This window comes from Pseudoalteromonas sp. S16_S37 (assembly GCF_014694405.1).
Taxonomy (GTDB): Bacteria; Pseudomonadota; Gammaproteobacteria; order Enterobacterales; family Alteromonadaceae; genus Pseudoalteromonas.
Genome location: NZ_JAAUWV010000012.1, coordinates 58,321 through 83,278 on the forward strand (window position 1 = coordinate 58,321; position 24,958 = coordinate 83,278).

Consider the following 24,958-nt stretch of genomic DNA (forward strand, 5'->3'; position numbering starts at 1 on the left):
CTGAATTTTGAATGAGCGTGCCAATGGCAGTTAAAGTGTTAGTAGTAGACGATTCAAGTTTTTTCCGACGCCGAGTCAGTGAAATCCTTGAATTAGACAGTGATATTAAAGTAATCGACTTTGCGGTGAATGGTAAAGAAGCTGTAGAGAAAGCGGCTGCGTTAAAACCGGACGTTATTACTATGGATGTTGAAATGCCTGTGCTGGATGGCATTAGTGCCGTAAAGCAAATCATGGCTTCCAATCCAACGCCTATATTGATGTTTTCATCTTTAACTAGAGAAGGCGCAAGTGCCACTCTAGATGCACTTGATGCAGGAGCTTTGGACTTTTTACCGAAAAAGTTTGAAGACATTGCCCGTAATAGCGATGAGGCGATAAAATCTTTACAGACTAAAGTAAAGGAAATTGGCCGCCGACGTTTATCTAGGTTTTCTACAAGTACGACTATTGGTCAGTCTACTAGACCTTCGGTGGGCACGAGTACAGGTATCAGCCAGCCAGACAGAACATTTCAACGCACAGGTATTGGTTCATCAAGCATCGCGGCTAAGGCATCGGGTAAAAAGTACCAGTTGGTTGCTATTGGCACATCGACAGGTGGCCCGGTTGCATTGCAAACTATTTTGACGCAGCTACCAGCTAACTTCCCATACCCTATTTTGCTTATTCAGCATATGCCAGCGGCATTTACACCCGCCTTTGCAAGTCGTTTAAATAGTCTTTGTAAGATAAGAGTAAAAGAAGCGCAGCAAGGTGATAGGCTAGAGCCGGGCGTTGCATATCTCGCTCCAGGTGGCCAACAGATGATGGTCGAATCTCGAGGAACGCTCAAAGTTTTTGAGGACGATAGCCCTAGAATTACGTATAAACCGAGTGTAGACGTCACTTTTGCTAGTGCAGCTAAGGCCTATCAGGGGGACGTACTGGCGGTTGTATTAACTGGTATGGGGGCTGATGGACGAGATGGCGCCCGTATGTTGAAACAAGCCGGTGCTACTATTTGGGCACAAGATGAAAAAACGTGTGTTGTGTACGGTATGCCACAGGCTGTTGCCAATGCAGGGCTTGCTAGTGAGCATATTGCACTGCAGGATGTCGCGGCTCGTATCACTAAAGAGGTCGGTTGTTAGCTGTTAGCACGAATTAGCCAAAGAACAATAATAACAACAAGCTCATAATTTGGAGAATGCATTAACTCGTGAAAATCTGGACAGTAGCAAACCAAAAAGGGGGAGTAGGGAAAACGACCACGACAGTGAGTCTTGGGGGTATTTTAGCTTTGCAAGGCAAACGAGTGTTGCTGATTGATACCGACCCCCATGCCTCGTTGACTTATTACTTTGGCATTGATTCAGAAGAGCTTGAGATTAGTGTCTATGATATTTTCGCGCGTGGTAGTGCCATGCAAAGTGAAGAAATTTTGCAAGCATTATGCCCGTCAACAATAGAAAACCTAGATATTTTGCCTGCCACAATGGCGATTGCGACTCTGGACCGAAGTATGGGCAATCGTGCAGGAATGGGGCTGGTGTTAAAAAAGGCGTTAGAAAAAATAAGCGAGCATTATGATTATGCCATTTTAGACTGCCCACCAGTGCTCGGTGTTTTGATGGTTAATGCGCTTGCTGCCAGTGAAAGAGTATTAATACCGGTGCAAACTGAATTTTTGGCTCTAAAAGGGTTAGATAGAATGATGCGAACGATGGAATTGATGCAAAGTTCGCAATCCAAGCAATATCAATATACCATAATACCTACAATGTATGATAAGCGCACCAAAGCGTCGTTAGAAGCATACAAAAGCTTATTGGCTAGTTATAAAGATTGCGTTTGGCCGGGGGTTATTCCGGTAGATACAAAGTTTCGAGATGCCAGTTTGGCGCAAAAAGTGCCTGTTGAGTACTGTCCTAAGTCAAGGGGAGTATTTGCCTATCGTGCACTACTTGATTATTTGATGCAGGTTAAATAGAGGTATAAATGAGTAAACATTTGTTTGCTAACGAAAAGGTGATGAAACAATATCTAGGGGCACTCCTTTCTGAAGAAGAACCTGAGAATACTTCATTGCTGCCTGTAGCCAAATTACTAGAACAAGTGCCTGATGTTTCAGAACTCAAACAAACAGAGCCAACAAAACAGCTCAAGGTGCAAGAGGTTGTAGAGGCTAAAACTCAAACGTTTATTGAGCAGGAAATCCCTGAAGAACAAACGAAAAATCTTGAGATACCAGAAAATAATACTATTATCAAAGAATCGGCTAAAGCTTCAAATCAAATAGTTAGCGCTAAAGAAGCTTATGGTGAACATGAATTTCAGGCCTTATTTTTTGAGGTGGCGGGACTGACGCTCGCAGTGCCTTTAAAGTCCCTTGGTGGTATTCATCAACTTGGAGATGTAAACCAGCTGTTTGGCAAGCCGAAGTGGTTCAAAGGCGTGATGTTAAATCGAGATGAAAAGTTAAATGTTGTTGATACTGCGCGCTGGGTGATGCCTGAAAAGTATACCCCAGAGTTGGAAGCGGGCCTAGATTACCAATATTTGATCACATTGGGTGATAGTCCATGGGGATTATTGGCGGAAAACTTGGTAAATAACATTACTTTACAACCCGATGATGTAAAATGGCGTACGGGTGATGGTAAGCGGCCGTGGCTTGCAGGCGTAATAAAAGAAAAAATGTGCGCTTTGATTGATGTAGAAAATTTAAACCGCTTGCTTGAGCAAGGCCTCGATAGTCGAGAGCTGTAAACAAGATCTTTTTGGAGTTAAACCATGAGCCAAGATAGACTACTTTCCGCAGACAAAAATGCCGATAGTAATGATGAAGTTCTTCAATGGGTGACCTATAAACTCGAGGATGAAACATACGGCATCAATGTAATGCAAGTGCAAGAAGTATTACGTTATACCGAAATTGCTCCTGTGCCTGGAGCACCTGCGTATGTGTTAGGTATTATAAACTTGCGCGGAAACGTTGTGACGGTGATAGATACTCGAGCGCGCTTTGGATTGGTCAGTGCTGAAGTAACAGACAATTCACGCATTGTGATCATTGAAGCTGAGAAACAGGTAATAGGTATTCTAGTCGACAGTGTTGCTGAAGTGGTTTATCTGCGTAGTTCTGAAATTGACAGTGCGCCAAATATTGGTACAGAGGAAAGCGCCAAGTTTATCCAAGGCGTATCTAACAGAGAAGGCGAGTTGCTTATCTTAGTCGATTTGAACAAGCTACTCAATGATGATGAGTGGGACGAGTTGAGTCATATATAAATTGTGGAAGTTGTAAACAATAATCTATTGCTATTGATACTCATTGCCTCAAGCCTACTAACGTTAGTATGTTTGGGGCTCATTTTGATGCTAAGTAAGCGTTTGGGGAGCAGTCAGCAAGAGCTTCATGTACTTAAGCACAGGATTAAAGATACCCATGATCAGGCTGCTATTTTACGTAGTGAAGTGGCTGAAGTTAGAAGTAGTCTGATGAATATTGGTAAACGTCTGGTTGCTTGTGAAAATTATGCGAAGGACTTAGCGCAACAACAAGCTGCTCAGAAATATGATGATCCAGATGCCAAAATATACTCTCGAGCAGTAAAAATGATAGAGCTTGGTGCTGATTTAGAAGAAATAATGCGCGAATGTGAAATTCCCAGAGCAGAGGCAGAGCTACTTATGTCACTGCATCAAAAGTCTTAATTACGCCTTGATATCTAATTTATTACTAAAACCTTGCCAACCAGGCGGGAACTTACCTCGTAAAACATATGAAAACGCAATGAGCTCTGCTATGACATAGTAGAGCTCTTTTGGGATCTCTTGGTGTAAATCTAGCTGGCTGAGAGTACTGGCCAATTGAGCATCTTCGTGGATCATGATGCCTTTTTCTTTCGCAAGTTCGATAATTTCTTCTGCTAACTCACCAAACCCCTTGCAGGCTACATGTGGTGAGCTGCCAGCTTCATATAACAATCCGATAGCGGTTTTTTGTTCCATGACTTCTCCTACACTTTTATATTTACGATAGCGTGTTGCTCGTAAAATGCGTATTGTTGCTCGGCATCTTCGGTCAGTACTATTTCATTAACTTGTAGCCCATGAGCGCATAATTTACGTCTTAATGCATCTAAATGAGGTTTTGCGAGATCACAAACCTGTTCGCTGTTGCCGATTATTTCACAATCAAGTGCTTTGTCCATAAGCTCTGCGTGTGCACTGAGCTTACCTAGATGTGCATAATCAAAATTTAAGCGCACAAACCACACAGTTTTCTCTGGCATCTTCGCTTTTGCTGGCTTCTTGTAGTTGCCAATCTGTAGTTCAGTTTGTTTGCACTCTGGTGGCACCTTCATAGGCATCAATAAATTAAGTAAAAGCTGTGTCTCACTATCTACTTTTTGGGTGCTTGTTTGTGTTACTTGTACACTAGATGAAAAGCTGTTTTGTAGTTGTGAAAGCTCCCCTAACAAGTTGCTATTTAGTTGCTGTAAGTGAGGTAATAATTGTTTCGCAGATACGCTTTTAGCATTGGGTAATAACGTTTCTAGTAAAGCCGTTAAACGCTGAGTCTGATCACTGCCCTCAAGTTTTGATGAGGTAGCGATTGCTTTGGGGGCGGCAAGTAAGGTGACGATCAACTTGTCTAGTACTTGCGTGAAGCTACTAGCCAATAAATTAGGCGTAATTGCTGAGTTGGTGTTAATTAAACCAGGCACCAGTGCATTTAGTTCGCTGGCGATTAAGTTGCCTGACACGTTATTTGCGTCGATCATACGACTAAAAGCCTGATGAACTAGCTTTGTCATATCAACGGATTGAGGGTGCTTATATTGACTCAACTGAGCTACTTTTTCGCTGAGGATCTGAGTATTTGATAACTTTGGTGTATCTACAGCCGTTTTGTTCAGCAGTTTGAGAAGTGGTTCTAACAAAGCTCGTTCAATGGGTAAGCTGGCTTTAAAAGCATTATTTGTTTGCACCAAATTAGGTAACGGCTTATCAGTTGCTCCTGAGCTGCCATTTGCTGCTTGATTTACGACTGCCGCTTGTATTGATTTGTCAACCGACTTAACTAGCCCTTGTGCGTTAGCCTGAGGTAAAGAGCCTTGAGAGCCGACAATTCTCGCTTTGCTTTGCGGTAGATTAGTGATAAGACTGTTTGAAAGGTTCTCAATTTGCGAGCTGGGCAAGATACTTTTCAATTGCGCCATTAATTTTACGAGAGGTGGCAGGTTTTGTGTTTCAATGCGCTGTAACATCAAGGGCGTGTCACTATATTTTGATAAGCTTTGTATGGCGCTTGGTGGTGCAGCAATCTGGCTACTATGAGAAGGGCTTACCTGCTTAAATGGTTTAGAGAGCCATTGGTTAAGGGCTTGCTCTACCGCTTTTTTTATATCTTGGAATGTTATCGAAAAAATGGGTTTAGGGTAATTTAACGTGTATGCGGTTTTCAAAGGATCGCTTGCTTGTTGTGGCGCTACAAACTGAGATACTTGGTCGAACTTACCCTTTATTGATTGTTTTAAATCAATGTTAAACTGCTCACTTAACGTTGCAATTTGTACACCTTGAATATTGCTTTGTAGTTTTGCATTTTGCCATTGCACTGGGCCTGCTTGAGGTTGAGTCGCTAAGTTGCCGATAGATACGGATAGCGGTTTTTGAGTGGCAGAAAACTTAATTTGTATGGCATGTTTATCAACTAATATTTGTGGACTTTTTCCAAGCAAAGTTAACTGCTCAGCAATTTTTTGCTTACTCAGTACGCTGCTAAATAGTAAGTCGGCAAACCCATTGAATAGTTTTAATTGTACTTTGCTCTCAGAGGCTTGTAGTTGTGCAACGAGTTTATGCTCTTCACTTAGGATCTTTGCAAGTGTTGGGTCAAGAGCCAATTTTATACCTATTTTTTCCAGTAACAGTTGCGGATTATTCCCAGATGAAATCTTTGCTTGTGTAGATAAGCTTGATTCTGCTACTCCGCCTTTTAGCAGCGTGAGTAGAGACAGTAGCTCATTGGCGGCTTTTATATTGATAACTTGGTCAGCACTTTTTATGGTCAAGGATTGACCGTTGTCGCTGAGTGTAATTTGAGCCTCATTTAATCGTAAGGTAGGCTGATTTGCCTCTTTTGTTGCTAAGCGTATCGTTTGCCAACGGCCATCTATTTCAACCTCCATCTGTAAAGAACCAGGTTTGATTTGCACATTACGTGCTGTAAATTGGCTTGGTTGTTTACTTAGTTCATTATTTGCGCGGCCTTCGTTTAAAGCTGCGTTTGCATCAGTTGTTGTCGAATATTGAATAGAAATCGGTGGCTTATTCATTATTTTAAATCAAATTTCCGCTAATCGGTCGCAAGGCGTTATTCGTATTACCATACCATTATGGTAGACTAACGCCCAATTTTGGGTAATGAGAATAACCAATTTGCTAGAGATTAAATCTGTTACTTGTACTAAACAAGAGCGTTGTCTGTTTGAATCGCTAAGCTTCTCGTTAGAAGCTGGGCAGATAATGCAAATTGAAGGCCCAAATGGTGCAGGAAAAACCTCACTACTTCGAATTATCGCGGGGTTTGCTCGCCCTGATGATGGCGAGATATTGTTTGACAACAAATCAATCAGTCAATACTACGACGAATTTGCAGCACAGCTGCTTTTCATCGGCCATAAAACAGGTGTAAATGGTCAGCTTAGTGCTTATGAAAATGTGTGTCATTGGCTACATGTTCATGGATGTAAAGTGGATGAGCAGGCGTATGACTTACTTGCTGATCTAGGTCTTGTCGGTTTGGAGGATGTGCCGGTTAGAACACTATCCGCAGGGCAGCAACGTAGGGTCGCGCTAGTCAGATTATGGCACAATAACGCTAAGCTTTGGATTTTGGATGAGCCATTTACTGCGTTGGACAAAAAAGGTGTAGCCTTGTTACAAGCTCAATTTAAAAAGCATCTTGCTCAAGGCGGGTCAATTTTATTGACAACCCACCAAGACTTAACCACCCATTTTGACGCGCTCAAAACACTTGTTCTGGAGTATCAATTTTGATGGCCCAACACTCCTATTGGCAATTATTTACTAGTGTGTATCGCAAAGATGTGACACTGGCTTTTCGCCAGCGCTCAGAGATAGTCAATCCGTTACTATTTTTTTTAATCGTTATCACTTTGTTTCCGTTGGCCATAGGGCCTGAGCCCGCTTTGTTGGCAAGAATGGCTCCAGGAATAATCTGGGTTGCGGCACTACTATCTACTATGCTTGGACTTGATAAGCTTTTTAGAGATGATTTTAATGATGGCTCGTTAGAGCAATTGATAGCCTCTCCTTATCCTTTGTCTTTATCTGTGCTTGCAAAAGTGAGTGCGCACTGGACAACGACGGGTTTACCTATGGTCATAATGGCACCCGTGTTCGCATTGTTAATGAATTTAGAAGCACAAGCGCTCGGTGCCACGGTACTAACATTACTAATTGGTACGCCTTTACTAAGTTTTATTGGCGCCATTGGCGCTGCGCTTACCGTGGGATTACAAAAAGGCGGGATCTTGATGAGCTTATTAGTATTACCCCTTTATATCCCCGTCCTGATTTTTGCGACGTCTGCCATTGATACAAGTAGTATGTCTTTAGCCTATGGCGGGCAATTAGCAATCCTCGGTGCAATGCTGGCAATCGCCTGTGTTTGTGCACCGATAGCGATATCTTCAGCTTTAAAAGTGAGTGTAAGTTAACATGTGGAAATGGTTACATCCCTATGCAAAAGCAGAGCGTGCATACCAACTATGCAACACGCTACTGCCTTATTTTGCCGTTATTACCGTTGTGTGTTTGGCCGTAGGCTGGGTTTGGGGGCTTGCGTATGCCCCCGCAGATTATCAGCAAAAAGACAGCTACCGAATCATATTTATTCATGTTCCATCCGCTATTTTGTCGATGGGTGCTTATTCGTCAATGGCAATAGCGGCAATTATTGCTTTGGTTTGGCAAATTCGAAATGCTGAACTTGCAGTGATCTCAATTGCTCCTGTCGGTGCAGCCATGACTGCCATTGCACTTATCACAGGTGCTGCATGGGGTAAACCTATGTGGGGAGCATGGTGGGTGTGGGATGCCAGATTAACCTCTGAACTGATTTTATTGTTCTTATACCTAGGGGTATTGTCTTTGTATCACGCCTTTGAAGATAAAAAGTCTGCGGGGCGCGCGGCCTGTATTTTAGCGGTCGTGGGGGTTATTAACCTGCCGATCATCCACTTCTCGGTAGAGTGGTGGAACACTTTACATCAAGGTGCGACCATTACTAAATTTGATACCTCTGCAATTGATCCATCGATGCTTTGGCCATTGCTTATAAACATTGCTGCGTTTGCTGGGTTTGTTGGGGTGGTTACATTGATCCGGTTGAAAAATGAAATCCTACAATGTGAAAAACACCGTCCGTGGGTGCGTGAATTGATTGGTCGAGGTGAATGATGCAGTTTGAATCATTAAGTGAATTTTTTGCTATGGGTGGCTACGGCTTTTATGTGTGGTTATCTTTTGGCAGCTGTAGCGCTATTTTACTTGCAGTATTTTTAAGTTCTCTACGAGATAGCAAGAAGCTTCGTAACGAAGTGCGCGCACAGATGCGCCGTGAAGAGCGTATTAAAAAGGCAAAGCAACAGGAGCAAGCATGAACCCAAGAAGAAAAAAACGTTTACTGACCGTGGTTGCCATTGTATTTGGTGTAGGCTCTGCAATTGGTTTGATGCTGTACGCGTTGCAAGAAAACATCAATTTGTTTTATACCCCAAGCGAGCTAATCGACGGTAAGGGCGAAAACAAAGATAAGCCAATTATCGGGCAAAAGCTGAGAATAGGCGGTATGGTGGTGCCAGGCTCTGTTGTTCGAGATGAAGATAACTTGGATGTCAGTTTTAAATTAATGGATACCGGGCCAACGGTGACTATTCGTTTCCATGGTATCTTGCCTGACTTGTTCCGAGAGGGGCAAGGCATCGTTGCTCAGGGCAAGTTAGTTGAGCCTGATGTGATAGAAGCATTTGAAGTATTGGCTAAACATGATGAAGAATATATGCCCCCAGAAGTTGCAGAGGCGATGAAAGGGATTAAACACGAGAAGCCAAAGTACAACTTAAATAACGAGAACTAATATGATCCCAGAGATTGGCTATTTTTCACTTGTGCTGGCAATGTCGTTGAGTTTACTGCTGTGTATATTCCCCTTGTGGGGAGCGCACACTGGCAATCTGCGCCTTATGCGTGCAGCACCTTCATTGGCGGTAGGTCAATGCGTTTTTGTCCTGTTTGCTTTTGCTATCCTGATTTATATTACTCTAACTGACGATTTTACCGTGGCTTATGTTGCTCACCATTCAAGTAGTACGCTGCCTTGGTATTATAAAGTAACCTCAACATGGGGTGGGCATGAAGGTGCTATTTTACTTTGGTTAGTGATGCAAACATTATGGACCGCTGTTGTGGCATTAATGTCTAATTCACTACCATGGATTTTAAGAGCACGAGTATTGGGCGTACTAGGCTTTTTGGGCGTAGGTTTTATGCTCTATACCCTTTGGATGTCTAGTCCGTTTGAGCGCCTTCTACCTTATTACCCTGTTGAAGGACGAGATCTTAATCCGTTACTGCAAGACCCTGGAATGATTATTCATCCACCGCTGCTTTACATGGGATATGTGGGTTTGTCAGTGTCATTTGCTTTTGCAATTGCAGCGCTATTAACTGGCAAACTTGATAACACGTGGGCAAAGTGGTCGCGTCCATGGACTATGGCTGCGTGGGGCTTTTTAACCTTGGGTATTACGATTGGTAGTTGGTGGGCTTATTCAGAGCTTGGCTGGGGCGGCTGGTGGTTCTGGGATCCAGTAGAAAATGCGTCATTAATGCCTTGGCTTGTGGCGACAGCGTTGCTGCACTCACTCTCTGTCACAGAAAAGCGTGGCGTATTTAAGTCTTGGACAGTACTGCTGGCTATTACTGCGTTTAGCTTGTGTTTGCTTGGTACTTTTATAGTGCGCTCAGGCATCATAGTGTCTGTTCATGCATTTGCCACTGATCCTGACCGAGGCTTGTACATTCTCATGTTTTTAGCTGTTGTAGTTGGCGGTAGCTTGGCCTTGTACGCAGCGCGTGTAGCACAGGTAAAAAGCGAGGGGCGTTATCAGTTCTTTTCACGAGAAGTCGCGCTGTGGATTAATAACATATTTTTAGTTGTGGCCATGTTGGTGGTCTTGCTTGGTACGTTATTACCAATGATCCATAAGGAACTCGGGCTAGGCTCAATTTCTATTGGTGTGCCATTTTTCAATCAAATGTTTGCTATTTTGATTGTGCCATTTGCTATTTTGCTTGGCTTAGCACCTATGTTGCGTTGGAAGCAAAACAAACTATCACCCTTAGTTAAAAAGTGGTTATTGCTAGGCGTTATTACGCTAGTAATTACCAGTGCATGGTTATTCGGTAACTATGAGGTTGTCGCACCTCTGACATTTATCGGTACTGCCTTAGCTGTTTGGATTGTATTACTGACACTGTTTGATCTTGTGCAAAAGGTAACAGTTCAAAATAGCGTATCTGAAGGGGTGAAACGTTTAGGTGTTAGCTATTGGGCAATGGTATCTGGCCATATTGGTATTGCCTTTGTGATAGCGGGCGTTACCTTAACATCTGCGTATTCGGTAGAGCGTTCAGTACGTATGTTACCGGGCGAAACGGCGACGTTAAACGAATATGTGTATCGCTTTGAAGGTGTTAAAGAAATTGTTGGACCTAACTATACTGGCCATGCAGGGGTTGTCACCGTTTTGAAAAATGACAAAGTGGTTACACAGTTACATGCCGAAAAACGTTTATACAATATTGGCATGCAGTTTATGACCGAAGCGGCTATTGATGATGGATTTTTCAGAGACCTGTATTTAGCCCTAGGAGAGCAATTAACACAAGGCGCTTGGTCTTTACGTATTTACCATAAACCTTACGTACGTTGGATGTGGTTAGGGGGCTTACTGATTGCGCTGGCCGGATTTATTGTAATTACAGACAAGCGTTACAGAAAAACATCAGCACCAAGTAATCAGCAAGGAGTAGGGGCATGAACCGAAAGTTACTGGGGTTAATTCCGTTTCTTATTTTTATTTTGCTTTGTGTGTTTTTATATCAGGGCTTGTTTGGTAATCCTAGAGAATTACAAACAGGCCGAATAGGTCACACAATGCCAAGCTTTACATTGCCAGATCTGATGGATGATAAAAAGCAATGGCAAGATACAGACCTGATTGGTGATGTGTATTTGCTCAACGTTTGGGGTACTTGGTGTCCTACTTGTATCGCCGAACTCAGTTATTTGACTGAACTGAAAGAGCAAGGGGTCAAAATCATCGGCTTGTATTATGAGCAAGCCTACGACCCTGATTTTGGCGATCAGTTTGATATCAACAAATTACGCGCTGAAGTACAAGCCATGCTAGCTAGAACAGGCAATCCTTATCAGTTCAATATTTTGGATTTAAATAGAACGCTTGCATTAGATTTAGGAGTATCCGGAGCCCCTGAAACGTTTTTAGTCGATAAGCAAGGTAAAATATTGCTACACCACACGGGTGATATAAACCAGCGTGTTTGGCGCTCTAAATTTGCACCTAAAATCATGGAGCTTACACAATGAAATTTGTAATGGTTTTGCTGCTCATTTTGTGTGGCTCAGCAACGGCTACCGAAGATAAGTATACGTTTGCTAACGAAGAGCGCGCTGCGACATTTAGAGAGTTAACCCATGAATTGCGCTGTCCAAAATGTCAGAACCAAAATATCGCTGACTCAGATGCCGTGGTGGCAAAAGATCTTAGAGATAAGGTGCTTAGTCTTGTTAATGACGGCAAAAGTAAGCAAGAAGTCATTGATTACATGATAGACAGGTACGGTTACTTTGTTCACTATCAGCCACCCGTTACACCTGCAACTATCATATTGTGGGTATTACCTGTGCTGATTGTTGTTATTGGCTTTGGTTTTATTGTCTTTAGGCAAAAAAAGGCATCACGCAAACAAACGTGGAGTAGCGACGATGAGCAAAAGCTTGCCAAACTAATCAAACAATATCAGCGTAGGGAGCAGTAACTATGTCAGGTATTATGCAAATGTGGGGCATGTTTGCGCTACTTACATTATTGGCGTTGCTATTTGTTGTTACGCCGTTTTTACGTCGAGAACGAGTGCTGCGAGTTGATAATGAAGCCAATGCGCAGCGTATTGATATTTACCAGCAGCGATTAGATGAGTTGCAGGTGGATTTAGCCAATCAGCGTATCGATGCACAAATGCACCAAGAGTCTGTGCTGGAATTAAAACGCAGATTACTCAATGAACTTGAGCCTGAAAAGCAGTTAAATAGCCGAGGTAACAACCGTATATTTGCACTAACAGGCTTGCTATTTACCTTGGCAGTGAGTGGCGTATTTTACTACTACATGGGTAGCCAGAAGCAAATAGCCAATTGGTATGAGGCAATTGATAAACTGCCTGAGTATGGCGAAAGGGCAGTATTGCAACAAGGTGAAGCTCTTTCCCCCAACGAATTGCAGGCTTTTGCTTTGGGCTTACGCACGAAACTAGCTAATAGTGGTGATGATATGGTTGCCTGGATGTTACTAGGGCGCATAGCAATGTCATTAAGTGATTTTGAAATGGCTAAGCAGGCTTTTGAAAAAGCGCTAAAGATGGAACCTAACAACCATAATGTGCTGATAAATTATAGCCAAGTATTGTTAGTTGAAGGCTCTGAACCGGCCATGAATAAAGCAGCTCGACTACTTGCTAAGGTTTTGAAAAGCAATCCAACGAATGTTGATGCCATTTCTCTATTGGCGTTAATTGCGTACGAAAAGCAAGATTGGATAGAAGCTAAAACTGCATTTGAAGTGTTGCTTGCAAATATGGAACAAAGCGATCCTCGCTATACAATGATTGAACAGCGTATCGCTGAGATTGCACAGAAAATATCTCCGACTCAATCAGCTGCGGCGGTAAGTTTAACCGTTAATGTCACATTGGATAAAAACTTACTATCTCAGGTTCCAAAGCAAGGCACACTGTTCGTTTTTGCTAAGGCTTCAAATGGCCCTGCTATGCCTTTGGCAGTCGCTAAGCTTACAAATTTTAACTTGCCTTTGGTGGTCACCCTAGATGATAGTATGGCGATGATGCCTGAGCTAAAATTGTCTAATTATCAAGAAGTCGTGATCACTGCTCGTATCTCAGTAGATAGCAGTGTGATGCCTCAGGCTGGAGAGTTGGAAGGGCAAAGCCAAGTTGTTTCTTTAGCACAAGAAAATAATGAAGTTGCTGTCGAAATTAATCGGATCATATCAGACACAGGAAAGTAAATGTTAAAGCCTATATTAGCTGCGCTCTCAGCCATTGTTATGAGTGGTTGCGTAAGCGTGCCCGCTGAAAAGCAAGATGAGCGTGACCCAATACAAGCACTTAATCGTCCTATATATGACTTCAATATGGATGTGTTAGATACCTATATTTTACGTCCTGTAACGGTCGGCTATGTTGAGGTGATGCCCCAGCCAGTGCGTACTGGGCTAGTTAACTTTACAACCAATTTGACGACGCCGACGGATGCAATCAACGCAGGTTTACAAGGTAAGCCTGCGAGTATGGGCGTGAACGTTGCGCGATTTTTAGTTAATTCTACCGTAGGTATTTTGGGTATATTCGACGTGGCGACTAGTTTGGGTCTTGGACATCAAGACGAAGACTTTGGACAAACGTTAGGTGTTTGGGGATTCGGTGATGGTGCCTATCTAATGCTGCCAGCAATGGGCCCTTCAACTGCAAGAAACTTAACTGGTGATATCGTCGATAATTACGTGTTACCTGAGATAGCCTTGAGCACGCCACAGACATTAGCGTTGTTTGCAATCAAAGCGGTTGAAGCTAGGGCTTCTTTGATGGCACAAGAGAAGTTGCTAAAAGAATCTTTAGACCCATATATTTTTGTGAAAGATGTTTATTTTCAACGTCAATTGTATGAACTATATGACGGAAATCCACCAATTAAGGAAGAACCAACGGATTTTGATGAGGACTTTTTAGAGAATTTGTAAAGAGTGTGGGGAGATAGGCTGGCGACGGGCAGTGCCAGCCTATTGAATGGGAGAGTAGGCTCCCACAAATTCGGTCTTAGTGAATTACACCTGTTTGCTTTTTGTAAAAGCCTAAACCGTTCAACTTCTCAATCAATAATGAAGGGTCATCTAGTCGAGACGGTGCAGACTCATCACGTAAAAAGTGGTCATCTGGCACATTGTGCAGATCTAACATTTTATTGAACAGAATACTGCGCATTGTCAACGCTGTCATTCCACTCTTTTGAATTTCATCAAGGCGATTTTGTAGCTCAGAAAATGGCCCAGATTGTACATCATCAACAACCGCAGCGAAGTGATTTACCTGTTTAGTTTTTAGCATTTTGGCCTTCTCCCGGAAAACATCCAATTGTCATAGTTAGCAACGTCCATCATATTTTTGTGTTAAAAATAGATACTTACCTCTTTCAAGATGAAAATAGTGTACTCTGTTTTTGGGGTGGATTACTAACTTCGATGTAAAGCTTTGTAAATCGAATAATGTGTCATTTAGGAATGGTTTATTTGAATAGTTTGGACATCTAGAAGTAAGATATTGATGATCAAATAAAAATAATTCTCAGTACCTTTTATGGTACTGAGAATAAGTGTGTAAATTAAGAAAATAAATTTTGTTTTACGTGCTCAGCAAAGCCACTACCTGCCTCTAAATAGAAGTTATAAGTAAAATTAACTCCCATTTCTTCAAGTTCTTTTTGCTGATCTGGGTAATTGGCGATAGCAGTCACTTGACCTTTAAAGCCAGAAGCTTTTAGCTGTTCAAGCGCATAAATGTTCTGCATGTGTTTTGGCATCGCAAGCATAACCATATCAACATGAGAGTGGTTTACACGCTGCCAGAAGTCAGGGTCGGTCGCATCGGCTAGTAATACTCGACGGCCTCTTTGTACGTGTTTGTCTACTACTTCAGGTTTTATATCAATACCTGCGATAGAACCTGGATGCGTTGCTTCAATGGTTTCGTATGCACCTGTGCCAATTCGACCCATACCAAATATCACAATGCGTGTGTCAGTTAAATTAACGGGGAGCTCTTCTTCTAGGCGTTTGCTGCTTTCAAACTTAAGCAAAAATGGCTCGAGTTTGACATAGATACCATTGGCGCGTTTGTTAAGTGGTGAGGCGAGTACGAAAGTGATCGATACGGCTATGGCAACCACAGCTAACCAATCTGCTGCTATAACGCCACTACTTGCTGCCACCGCGCATACAATCAGCCCAAACTCGCTGTAGTTGGCTAACGTGAAGGCGCTGAGCAATGAAGTCCTAGCACGTAGTCTGAATAAGTTAGTGAGTACATAGTAGAAACAAACTTTAATCGGTAGTACGAGTGTGAGTAAGCATGCAATAAGTAACGCATCGAGGCTCATACTTGCATTCAAGCCAATGTTTAAAAAGAATCCAACCAACAATACGTCTTTTAAGTTCATTAAAGACTTAGATAATTCCCCTGCTTTTTTATGTGGGGCAAAGAGCATACCAATAATGAGTGCGCCTAAATCCCCTTTTAGTCCCGCAAATTCAAATGCATGATAACCAACCACTAAAGCGAAGAAAAAGCCAAATAGAGGGAGTAACTCGCCGTGTTTTGAACGGTTGAGCACCCATAGCATAACAGGTCTAAATATCGGTAAAGCAACTAACAGTACGAGCGCCCAGATATTAGGCGCTTTACCTGTACTGATTGCTAAAAACACCACGGCAAAAATGTCTTGCATAACTAATATACCGATAGAAATTTTCCCGTGTAAACTGGCCATTTCACCTCGCTCTTCTAATACTTTTACCGCAAAGACGGTACTGGAAAAGCTAAATGCGAAACCAACTAATAGCGCGCTAGACATTGATAAATCGGTAAACAATGGAAGGCTCATTGAACCAAGTAGTAACAACAGCGCAGCAAAGAAAGTACTGCTTAATACAATGTGTAAGGTAGCGGGCGCCCATACTTGCGCCTTTACTAGGTTACCAACTTTCAGCTTAAGGCCGATGCTAAACAGTAATAAGGTTACACCTAAATCAGCCAGTTGGTTTAACAGCTCTGTGCTTCTATAACCCAGTAGGTTTAGAATGAACCCTGCCATCAAAAAGCCTATCAGCGGTGGCAGCTTTAATTGGTATACCGAAAAACCACACGCAAATGCGGCTGCAAAAAACAAAAGTTCCATAGCATATATGTATTGATTCTACCTAATTTCAGTGTATCAGAACTATCTGATTTATAAATTGAAAATTTATTCTTCAAGCGGTAAATGCAGTAGATTTTGAGACAATACGTCAATAATGTCGGCGATAAGGTAAATTTTCGCTGACAAGCTTCGAAAAATGTGGTTAAGATGCGCTAACGGAACATTCTTACAGGAGAAGTAATGTTTAAAAGAATTCTCGCATCTGTTGGTATCGGTGCGGCAAAAGTAGATACGGTATTAGAAACTGAACATTTGTATCCAGGACAGATATTTCAAGCCAAAATAATCATTCAAGGTGGCGACGTTAGTCAAGAGGTCATGGGCTTGGAAATGGCATTGATGACTCGTGTAAAAATGGAAAACGATGACGGTCATTATTTCGTGAACCACGTAATTGAAAAGTGGAAAATAGGTGAGCGGTTTGCGATTGATGCAAATCAAAGCAAAGTGATCCCATTTGAAGCGAGACTTCATTCAGAAACTCCCATTACAGAACTCAAAGCTGGTTATAATCACTGTCATGTGTGGCTTGAAACTGGATTAGACATAGATTTAGCACTCGACCCAACCGATCGCGATACGCTTCATATTTACCCAAATGATGCGATAAAAACATGCATGCTCGCGATGGAAAAACTGGGTTTTGGACTGGTTAAGTCCGACGTAGAAAGAGGTCACTTACGAGCGAGCAACTTTCATACCGTTTCAGGGTGTTATCAAGAGCTTGAATACAGGCCTTTGAGTAAATCGCTGTTTGGCATTCAAGAAGTAGAGCTTTCATTTGTCCCTGAAGCGCATCGAACGCATGTTTTGATTGAGTTAGACAGGTCTTTCAGAGGCGATGGATATGTTGACTTAACGATTGAACATGACCAAGTGAATTTATCGCAATTGTGTGATCAGTTAGAACGCTTGTTTGCCTAACCTAAACTAAACACATTCTTCATATGCCCAGATCTCTGGGCTTTTTTATCTTCGTATCCAAATACTTATACAGGAGCTATCTATGCAATGGGTGGTAAAAGCATTTTCTGATCTTGATACAAACATGTTATTTGAGTTGTTAAAAGCGCGCGTTGATATCTTTGTAGTTGAACAACAATGCCCTTATCCAGAATTAGACGAAACGGATAGGCAAAGTCAAACTAAACATCTTATTTTGATTGAACACAACGCGATCTGTGCTTATGCGCGTGTGTATGAAAAATCAGCCAGCGAATGTGCAATTGGTAGAGTGTTAATAGTCAAAAGTGAACGCGGCAGAGGTCTTGCTAAAGAGTTGATGTCAAAAGCGCTCGCTGTGTGTGAAGCGCACTTTTCAGATAGTGACATCGTCTTGTCAGCTCAAGTTTATCTAGTGCCGTTTTACCACTCACTAGGGTTTATTTGTGAAGGAGAAGAATATTTAGAAGATGGTATCCCTCATCAGGATATGAGATTAAAAAGAGCACTTGTTTAACCTACAAGTGCTCTTTTTTATTAAGTTATTGAGAGTGTATAAACACCAAAGCAATGGCTAGCGGGCATACAAACTTGATGTACCAAGGCCATATTTTCCAAAATAGGCTGTTTTCTGCGTCTTCATAGCCATTTTTTATTTCTATCAATAACTTATTTCTGCTCCAGATCCAACCCACAAATATACAGCACAACATGCCAATCAGCGGTTGCCCAAATTGGGTGGTTAAACTGACAATAAAGCCAAATAAGCTACTGAAATTGAATATAATAGTAAAGCTTATCAAAGAGATCAGCCCACCGATAATCCAAGTGGCTTGTAAACGTGATAAGGCAAATCGTTCGACTGCATATGATACAGGGGCTTCAAGCATTGAAATAGATGAGGTTAACGCAGCAATGCTCATTAGCGCGAAAAATGCAAAACCAACAAACAGACCTACATCGCCCATACTTTCAAATAAAGCCGGTAAGACCTGAAATACCAAAGTATCTTCTGAAAGCAATTGACCACTTGCACTAAATATTTCAACACCTTGAGCTTGCGCTACATACATAGCTGGAATAATGAGTAAACCAGCGACAAATGCGATAAATACATCGATCAAGGTCACATAGGCGCCTAATGAAACAAGATTTTCTTGTTTGCTAATGTAAGATCCATAAATGATCATGACACTGGTACCCAAAGACAACGAGAAAAATGCCTGACCTAATGCGCTTACGAGTAACTCAGGGTTTAAAATAGATGAAAAATCAGGCACTAAATATGCCTTCAAACCTTCACTGGCACCATCTTGCATTAGCACGTAAGCAATAAGTAGAAATAGGATCCCTAAAAGTGCGGGCATCAAACGTTTTGACCATTTTTCTATCCCGTTTTCTACCCCTTTACTGATGATTGAAATAGTCAAAAGGATAAATAAAGCAGTAAAAATCAGATCGCGTGCCAGCGATTGACTATTTAGCCATTTAGCAGTGTCAGACAAACTCGAAAATTGAGCTATTGGCTCTAGGGTTGCGCTAAACATCCACCCAGCGACAATTGCATAAAAGCTCAAAATTAAGCCAGCACATATAATACCGCCAAAACCAACAGCAAATGCAAAGCGTTTATTAAATGGATTATTGGATAATTTTTGTAATGAAGATACGGCATTAGCCTGACCGTACCGACCAATAACCAATTCAGCCATAAGTGCAGGGTAGGCTAAACAAAACGCAAGCACTAAATAAACGAATACAAAAGCTGCTCCGCCATTACTTGCTGTTTGGGTGGGAAAGCCCCAAATATTACCTAAACCTACAGCAGATCCAGCTGCTGCCATGATGAATCCAAAGCGAGAACTAAATTCTCCGCGCACACTGCTCATATTATTTATACTTCTCTATTTTTTTACGGCGGCTGACAATCTACTGTAAATAAAGGCAAATAAAAAGCGCTAATTGTCATTAGAATGCCATGATCTAGCGCAACTTTTTTGTTGTTAGTTGTTTGTAACTTAAACTCTCCAAAGCAACAAACCGGTGCTTAGAAGAACCTTATGTCTTTTCAGTAGATTAACGGCCGAGCATCAACTAAGTGTGAGTATTACTTTACGCTGCTCACCGTGCTTTACAAGGCAAAATTAACGTGAATTTAGCCCCGCCTAAAATCTCAGAGTGAGACACCGATGCCTTCCCGTGGTGCCAATCGACTACTTTGGCAACGATAGCAAGGCCCAAACCATAGCTTTTTTGCGCTCGATTGCGATGAGATTGCTCTTGAAAAAAAGGGCTAAACACTTTATGCCAGTTTTGCGGTGCGATACCTGGCCCGTCATCTTCTATGCGAATATGGATATTTTGCCCATCACTGTTGACTCTTACAAGCACGGTTAGGTTGGCAAAATCTGCGGCGTTACTGAGTAAGTTAGTGACTGCGCGCGCTAACCAGTGTAAATCTGCATGAATAAATAACGAAGGTTCTATTTCGTGCTCGATATTTATTTTTGCGCTTTGAAATTTAGGCGCAACTTGTTCAATTAATGCAGGGAAGTACTCGCTGGCTGATGCTTGTTCAAATTTGAGCAGATGAGACTTTTGTTCAAGCGTTGCAAAAGATAAGTAACTTGCCAGCATATCTTCCATCTGATCTAAGTCTTTTTCCATTCTAGTCAACAGATTGTGTACTTTACTTATATCTCCCTCATCTAATGCCGCGTCAAGGCCAAAGCGAAGGCAAGCCACAGGAGTACGTATATCGTGGGATAAACTAGAAGCCAATAGCTTATTTTCTGCGAGCAGTTTTTCGATTTGGCTAGCCATGCGATTAAAAGTCAGCTCTACATCTTTAATGTAGGTAAATTTGTCTGTTGCGATCCTTGCGCTGAAATTACCGCTGGCAAACTGTTTAGCAGCATCGGTAAGGATAGACAGTCGTTTAGCTAGTGGTGATAGAATAAACCACATAAATGTGCATACCCCAGCATAGAAAAGCAGCGTGAGTAGCGCATCGCTGTCTCTTTGCTCTGGGGGTTTGGCTAGACGGAGTTCTAAGTAGTCGGGGAGAAGGTCTTGATTGGTTTTCAATAAATAAAACCCTTGTTGGTCTTCTAATACCAGCCCCTTGTTAGTTAACATTTGAGCTTTAAGCTCGGAAGGAACCGCCAGCGTATCGCCTCTTTTGTAACTGATTTCTAGCTCATAGTCTGTACTTAAGGTCTCAATATAATCAGCTCTTTGCTCTAGAGCCTGTCTAGCTACTTGCTTTGCCGCTCCTCCAGCTAGTGTACTTTGCCAGCCAAAGTGATTATCAGTTTCTAGTGTTTGTTCGCTGAAAATATCTATGAGCCAACCAAGTACTACAATGGATACTAACGCACTAGTGAGTAAGTAAATATAGAGCTTTCTCACGCTAAGGCCTTTACCATGCGCTAGGAACCATTAGGTAACCTTTACCCCAGATAGTTTTAATCTTTTCTGGATGTTGAGGGTCATCATTAAATTTCTTTCTAAGCGCTGAGATCAACACGTCTACACTGCGGTCTAAACCATCGTACTCTCTGCCTTTTGTGGCTTTAAATACAGCATCGCGCGACACGACTTCTCCCGCATTGGAGGCTAAAAAATGTAGTAGCAAATACTCTGCACTGGAAATATTAACTTCTTCACCATGTAAAAGTACTTTGCGCGCTTGTGTATCAATGCTTAAGTTTCCAACTCGAATCGCATTATCGTCGGCATTATTGCTCGACATCGCTTCATTAGACGCTCTTAACATCGCTTTGATCCTTGCAAGTAGAGCTCTTGGTCTTACTGGCTTGATTACGTAATCACTTGCACCTACCTCTAAGCCAATAACCTCATCCATTTCTTCATCTTTTGCAGTGAGCATCACGATAGGCTTTTGATAAAATTGTCGCAGCTCACGACAAACACTTATCCCGTCTTGGCCTGGCAACATAACATCTAATAAGACAATATCAGGGGTGAGTGATTTAACCATTGCGACGACCCGATCGCCTCGCTCACACACGTGTGTTGTATAACCCTGATTATTTAAGTAATCGGCTACCCACTGTGAGAGAGATTCGTCATCTTCTACCAGTAAAATCGTGCCGTAATTATCCATATTTATCTCCAACTTATTGATGATTCTAGTAGCGATGATAGAGACCTTTGATTCTGCCTGAGTAATACATCACTGTCACTTATTATTAGGTAGGTCAATACCCTGTATTTATTTAGGTATATCGACCTTTTTTTAATTTTTGCTTAACCTGAATATACATTAAAAAACGTAGCGCACACCAAACTTGGCTTTGTGTTGGTGATTCTGACGAACAATGGGGCTGTGATAAATTTGATCAGAAAACCACGTTGACATCCACCCTGTTAAAAATACCCAGTCTTCATTGATTGGATACTCAGCATGGAATTCATAAACAACATTATTTGCACCTTGAGGACTGTAAACAGGGCGATTGTCTGCTTGTTCTTCTGGGGTAATGCCAAAATAATAATCGGTAAAATCATCTGAATATAGGTTAACGCCAATCGCACTTCTAAACTCCCAATTACGCCAAGGAATGATCTTGCTATAAAAAGCACTTATTATCCAACCGTTATGTGTACTGCTGATATCTTGCAAAAATTCAAATGACAATTGGCTGTTATTGCCGTAGCGTCTGCTTAAACGAAACCCAGCGGTTAAGTCAAACTTGCGTTCATTGATCCCCTTGAGTTCCGGAATATCGTTTGAGCTGTATAGATCAAAACCATTTTCACTAAAACCATCTTGCGCTTGAGTCAATACCAAGTCTACGCCCCAGCTATATTTATCAATCAGGCTGTATCCAATTATGAAGCCACCAGTGAGTTGGCTGTGATCTACGTCTAAGTACCAGTTACCATAAGTTGCTGATATGTTTATATTAAATAAATCGACACCATCTTGATAAGCGTCTGAGCCAACAAGGTAGGAATCATCAAAAGCGAGCCCAAATCCTAGGCTAACATCATAGTAAAACTCATCACTGGGTTGTAAAGCGTTGTCTGCGTATAGACGGTTACTTGCATACGATGGGACTGACAGAGAAAAATAGAGTAATGCAAGTAATATAACTCTCGACATAATATTCACCAACAAGACGGTTGGTGAATATTATATTGAGATTGTTTTTTTGAACTGTAAAAAAGTGTTGTATTAAAGTACGTTGATTTTATCTATTAATATTGAGCTTAGCTTTTGATGCATTGCGCTGCTCAGTGCACTCACTTCAGTTGCGCTACAAGCCCCTGAGGACTTTTCTGGTCCGCTGATAACATCTTCAACAATATATTGAGGAATTGTTACTGGCTCTTCAGCTCGTGCAATTCTAGCTTGTTCACTATTTTGCTCCACAATAAAAGCCAGCACATCATGCTCATTTGTAATTTTTTGCTCTTTGGTATAGCTAAACTGTAAAGGAATACCTTGGAAGCTAGCACTATCGATAGACGATTTTGCAAACCAAATTACATCGGATGATGCAATATGAGTTAAACGCATACTCACGCTTGCTACGATATTACTGCATTGATAACTAGGCGCCTTTTGCGTCACTAATTTGTAAAGTGCATGGGATGATTTAGGCTGATTTAACACATAGGTTTTGTCTGGCCCAAAGGTTAAATCTAGCTGATGTATATTAAGAACGTAATCTGCACCATGCTTTTCAACGACCTTTAAGCCTTGCTTTTGCAAAGCTTGCTCTAAATGAGATTTCAAGGTGTCGGTCATCGCAACTTTGTCTGCAACAATACGTACGGTATTATTTTTCTCTATTGGGTGAGCTGGCAATTGAACTGACTTGATTCTGGCTGAATCTAGTTCTGTACTATAGCTAAGTTGGTAGATTTCTTTACTTAATATTGGCTTTGATGGCACATTAAGTTTAGGTGCCATCTTTGGTGTTAACGAACAACCAAAAGATAAAGCCATTGTGAAAAATATAAGTAAAAAACGCATCCAAGTACCTCAAATTGTAATTAAAGTATTAATTGGCAATACAAACGACCCTAAACTTCGTGATAAACTTCAATGAATTCGAGTTTATAGAGTAATTATGAAGTATTTAGTTGTTGTTGTATTTTGGCTATTTACGACAAAAGTCCATGCATTAGAAGACGCAAAGCAGCAGTGGCACCAATTTTTGAACAGCTATTCTAAGCAAGTTGAGCGAAAACTAAAAGAAAAATCAATTCCAGGCGCGGCTTTAAGTATTGTACATGCTGATTTCGGCGACTTAGCTACGGGTATTGGTAAAACTCAGGTACATAAAGGACTAAGTGTAAACAAAAATACCCGCTTTCGTTTAGCTTCAGTATCGAAGACATTCGCTGGCTCATTGACTGCAAAGTTGGCAAGTCAAGATTACTTTCATGTTGATGATTATGTAAGTAAATATCTGCCGTACGTTGCAAACACCGATTATCAATCGTTAAAAATTTATCATTTACTGAGTCATTCGAGTGGCTTAGTTCCAAATGCTTACGATAATCTCATTGAATCTAGAATGCCTTATGATGAAATCATTGAACGTTTGATTCAAGTAGACAGAATATGTACACCTGGGCAATGTTATGGCTACCAAAACGCCATGTTTAGTCTGATATCTGATGTGATCCTAAATGCCACCGGAATGCCCTATGAGCGTTGGTTGGTTGAGTTTATATTCAAACCATTAAGTATGAGAGATGGGGGCGTAGGTATAGACAACATGCAAAGAGATGACAATTATGCTTTGCCGCACGTGCTCGGGCGGAAACGTTGGCATACCGCTAAACTTAAACCTCATTATTATAAGGTCGCACCAGCAGCTGGTATTAACGCAAGCGCGGCAGATATGGTGCAATGGTTAAAAGCTCAACTAGGCGTTTATCCAGATGTGTTGTCACTTGACGCTTTGACGATTCAAAGTCGTCCATATACTCATACAAAGCGAGAGCTGCGTCGCAGGATATGGCGAGAACACTTAAATGAAGCATTTTATGGTTTAGGTTGGCGTATCTACGACTATGACGGTGAACATTTAATGTATCACAGTGGTTGGGTACAAGGATATCGAACAGATGTCGTTGTGATCCCAGCCTTAAATGTTGGTTTTAGTCTGTTATTGAATGCGGAAAGTGGCGTAATAAACGAGTTGACGACTGATTTTATTTCACAAGTCATTGAAATGTACAGAGCGGCGCCACCACAGCAAAGCAATGGCGCAAACAAAGAAAGTTAAGAACGTGGTAGTTGGATCTTTTTCTCTTCGCTTTGACGGTACAGAACTATGGTATGACCGATAGTTTGAACTTTGTGAGCGCCAGTTTCGCGTACGATTGCGTCAAAAATAAGCTGTTTTGTTTCACGATCGTTAGTTGGCACTTTTACTTTAATAAGTTCATGGATGTCTAAACATTGAACAATTTCAACTAAAACACCTTCGGTTAAACCATTTGCACCGAGTAAAACTACTGGTTTAAGTGGATGTGCTAATCCTTTAAGATACTGCTTTTGTTTATTTGATAAAGTCATATTGGTACAATTTACTAAATGTGGGCTTGAATTCTAGTATTCTACCGCCATCTAGACAATATTACTAATGAGTTGCAGTT

At 41.5% G+C, this 24,958-nt stretch carries 28 protein-coding genes; 18 read left to right on the top strand and 10 right to left on the bottom strand.

Annotation, left to right across the window (positions count from 1 at the left end; translation table 11 throughout):
- The first annotated feature begins 23 nt into the window (after positions 1-23).
- From HC733_RS08115 to HC733_RS08135, 5 genes are all read left to right on the top strand, one after another.
- Positions 24-1,133: a protein-glutamate methylesterase/protein-glutamine glutaminase gene (locus HC733_RS08115; RefSeq protein ID WP_190364551.1), complete on the top strand. Its 1,110-nt coding sequence runs from the start codon at positions 24-26 to the stop codon at positions 1,131-1,133.
- A gap of 68 nt (positions 1,134-1,201) precedes the next feature.
- Positions 1,202-1,972, top strand: coding sequence for an AAA family ATPase (locus HC733_RS08120; protein ID WP_190364552.1), 771 nt, complete (start codon positions 1,202-1,204; stop codon positions 1,970-1,972).
- An 8-nt stretch (positions 1,973-1,980) separates the two neighbouring features.
- The gene (locus HC733_RS08125; protein WP_190364553.1) at positions 1,981-2,751 is read left to right on the top strand and encodes a chemotaxis protein CheW; all 771 of its coding nucleotides are present in this window, start codon (positions 1,981-1,983) and stop codon (positions 2,749-2,751) included.
- A 24-nt stretch (positions 2,752-2,775) separates the two neighbouring features.
- Positions 2,776-3,273 (top strand): chemotaxis protein CheW, encoded by a 498-nt coding sequence (locus tag HC733_RS08130; protein WP_190364554.1) that lies wholly within the window; start codon positions 2,776-2,778, stop codon positions 3,271-3,273.
- Positions 3,274-3,360: 87 nt separating this feature from the next.
- Positions 3,361-3,699, top strand: coding sequence for a DUF2802 domain-containing protein (locus tag HC733_RS08135; protein WP_190364555.1), 339 nt, complete (start codon positions 3,361-3,363; stop codon positions 3,697-3,699).
- Here HC733_RS08135 and HC733_RS08140 read toward each other — a convergent pair whose 3' ends face one another.
- Both HC733_RS08140 and fliK read right to left on the bottom strand, forming a co-directional pair.
- Complete coding sequence (locus HC733_RS08140) at positions 3,700-3,996, bottom strand: EscU/YscU/HrcU family type III secretion system export apparatus switch protein (protein ID WP_190364556.1); 297 nt, start codon at positions 3,994-3,996, stop codon at positions 3,700-3,702. It lies immediately after the preceding gene.
- Between the two features lie 8 nt (positions 3,997-4,004).
- The gene (gene fliK, locus HC733_RS08145) at positions 4,005-6,329 is read right to left on the bottom strand and encodes a flagellar hook-length control protein FliK (protein WP_190364557.1); all 2,325 of its coding nucleotides are present in this window, start codon (positions 6,327-6,329) and stop codon (positions 4,005-4,007) included.
- Positions 6,330-6,417: 88 nt separating this feature from the next.
- On the opposite strand from fliK, the gene ccmA reads away from it, so the two are divergent.
- Genes ccmA through HC733_RS08195 form a run of 10 tightly spaced genes read left to right on the top strand, consistent with a single transcriptional unit; the run spans position 6,418 to position 14,141 of the window.
- Entirely contained in the window at positions 6,418-7,053 is a 636-nt protein-coding gene (ccmA, locus tag HC733_RS08150) for a cytochrome c biogenesis heme-transporting ATPase CcmA (RefSeq protein WP_446727624.1), read from the top strand.
- Positions 7,050-7,736 (top strand): heme exporter protein CcmB, encoded by a 687-nt coding sequence (gene ccmB, locus HC733_RS08155; protein ID WP_190364558.1) that lies wholly within the window; start codon positions 7,050-7,052, stop codon positions 7,734-7,736. The genes ccmA and ccmB overlap by 4 nt, the downstream gene beginning before the upstream one ends.
- Before the next feature lies 1 nt (position 7,737).
- Complete coding sequence (locus HC733_RS08160; RefSeq protein WP_190364559.1) at positions 7,738-8,478, top strand: heme ABC transporter permease; 741 nt, start codon at positions 7,738-7,740, stop codon at positions 8,476-8,478.
- Entirely contained in the window at positions 8,478-8,681 is a 204-nt protein-coding gene (gene ccmD, locus HC733_RS08165; protein ID WP_190364585.1) for a heme exporter protein CcmD, read from the top strand. The genes HC733_RS08160 and ccmD overlap by 1 nt, the downstream gene beginning before the upstream one ends.
- The gene (gene ccmE / locus HC733_RS08170) at positions 8,678-9,157 is read left to right on the top strand and encodes a cytochrome c maturation protein CcmE (RefSeq protein ID WP_190364560.1); all 480 of its coding nucleotides are present in this window, start codon (positions 8,678-8,680) and stop codon (positions 9,155-9,157) included. The genes ccmD and ccmE overlap by 4 nt, the downstream gene beginning before the upstream one ends.
- Before the next feature lies 1 nt (position 9,158).
- Positions 9,159-11,123 (top strand): heme lyase CcmF/NrfE family subunit, encoded by a 1,965-nt coding sequence (locus HC733_RS08175; protein ID WP_190364561.1) that lies wholly within the window; start codon positions 9,159-9,161, stop codon positions 11,121-11,123.
- A complete protein-coding gene (locus tag HC733_RS08180; RefSeq protein WP_190364562.1) occupies positions 11,120-11,692 on the top strand; it encodes a redoxin family protein in 573 nt (190 codons plus the stop codon). Before HC733_RS08175 ends, HC733_RS08180 begins: the two co-directional genes overlap by 4 nt.
- Positions 11,689-12,144: a cytochrome c-type biogenesis protein gene (locus HC733_RS08185; RefSeq protein WP_190364563.1), complete on the top strand. Its 456-nt coding sequence runs from the start codon at positions 11,689-11,691 to the stop codon at positions 12,142-12,144. The genes HC733_RS08180 and HC733_RS08185 overlap by 4 nt, the downstream gene beginning before the upstream one ends.
- Before the next feature lie 2 nt (positions 12,145-12,146).
- Positions 12,147-13,409: a c-type cytochrome biogenesis protein CcmI gene (ccmI, locus tag HC733_RS08190; RefSeq protein ID WP_194710015.1), complete on the top strand. Its 1,263-nt coding sequence runs from the start codon at positions 12,147-12,149 to the stop codon at positions 13,407-13,409.
- On the top strand, positions 13,410-14,141 hold the full coding sequence (locus HC733_RS08195) for an MlaA family lipoprotein (protein WP_190364564.1): 732 nt from the start codon (positions 13,410-13,412) through the stop codon (positions 14,139-14,141).
- A gap of 76 nt (positions 14,142-14,217) precedes the next feature.
- Here the strand turns inward: HC733_RS08195 and HC733_RS08200 are convergent, their stop codons facing one another.
- Positions 14,218-14,505 carry a hypothetical protein gene (locus tag HC733_RS08200; protein WP_190364565.1) on the bottom strand — a complete coding sequence of 96 codons (288 nt, stop codon included), beginning with the start codon at positions 14,503-14,505 and terminating at the stop codon, positions 14,218-14,220.
- Positions 14,506-14,779: 274 nt separating this feature from the next.
- Positions 14,780-16,351 (bottom strand): cation:proton antiporter family protein, encoded by a 1,572-nt coding sequence (locus HC733_RS08205; protein WP_190364566.1) that lies wholly within the window; start codon positions 16,349-16,351, stop codon positions 14,780-14,782.
- Between the two features lie 201 nt (positions 16,352-16,552).
- Here HC733_RS08205 and HC733_RS08210 point away from each other — a divergent pair, with 201 nt between their 5' ends.
- Complete coding sequence (locus HC733_RS08210; protein WP_190364567.1) at positions 16,553-17,296, top strand: sporulation protein; 744 nt, start codon at positions 16,553-16,555, stop codon at positions 17,294-17,296.
- Positions 17,297-17,378: 82 nt separating this feature from the next.
- Positions 17,379-17,831 (top strand): GNAT family N-acetyltransferase, encoded by a 453-nt coding sequence (locus HC733_RS08215; RefSeq protein WP_190364568.1) that lies wholly within the window; start codon positions 17,379-17,381, stop codon positions 17,829-17,831.
- Positions 17,832-17,856: 25 nt separating this feature from the next.
- Here HC733_RS08215 and HC733_RS08220 read toward each other — a convergent pair whose 3' ends face one another.
- The 5 genes from HC733_RS08220 to HC733_RS08240 all read right to left on the bottom strand — a co-directional run bounded on the left by HC733_RS08220 (position 17,857) and on the right by HC733_RS08240 (position 23,321).
- A complete protein-coding gene (locus tag HC733_RS08220; protein WP_190364569.1) occupies positions 17,857-19,203 on the bottom strand; it encodes a sodium-dependent transporter in 1,347 nt (448 codons plus the stop codon).
- Positions 19,204-19,435: 232 nt separating this feature from the next.
- Positions 19,436-20,725, bottom strand: coding sequence for an ATP-binding protein (locus tag HC733_RS08225; RefSeq protein ID WP_190364570.1), 1,290 nt, complete (start codon positions 20,723-20,725; stop codon positions 19,436-19,438).
- Between the two features lie 10 nt (positions 20,726-20,735).
- Complete coding sequence (locus HC733_RS08230) at positions 20,736-21,443, bottom strand: response regulator (protein WP_190364571.1); 708 nt, start codon at positions 21,441-21,443, stop codon at positions 20,736-20,738.
- Positions 21,444-21,602: 159 nt separating this feature from the next.
- On the bottom strand, positions 21,603-22,445 hold the full coding sequence (locus tag HC733_RS08235; protein WP_190364572.1) for a MipA/OmpV family protein: 843 nt from the start codon (positions 22,443-22,445) through the stop codon (positions 21,603-21,605).
- A 72-nt stretch (positions 22,446-22,517) separates the two neighbouring features.
- Positions 22,518-23,321 (bottom strand): hypothetical protein, encoded by an 804-nt coding sequence (locus tag HC733_RS08240; protein WP_190364573.1) that lies wholly within the window; start codon positions 23,319-23,321, stop codon positions 22,518-22,520.
- Positions 23,322-23,418: 97 nt separating this feature from the next.
- Between HC733_RS08240 and HC733_RS08245 the strand changes: the two genes are divergently transcribed.
- Complete coding sequence (locus tag HC733_RS08245) at positions 23,419-24,585, top strand: serine hydrolase domain-containing protein (protein WP_190364574.1); 1,167 nt, start codon at positions 23,419-23,421, stop codon at positions 24,583-24,585.
- Here the strand turns inward: HC733_RS08245 and yhbY are convergent.
- The gene (gene yhbY, locus HC733_RS08250; RefSeq protein ID WP_190364575.1) at positions 24,582-24,878 is read right to left on the bottom strand and encodes a ribosome assembly RNA-binding protein YhbY; all 297 of its coding nucleotides are present in this window, start codon (positions 24,876-24,878) and stop codon (positions 24,582-24,584) included. The two genes, HC733_RS08245 and yhbY, sit on opposite strands and share 4 nt — an antisense overlap.
- Between the last annotated feature and the right edge of the window lie 80 nt (positions 24,879-24,958).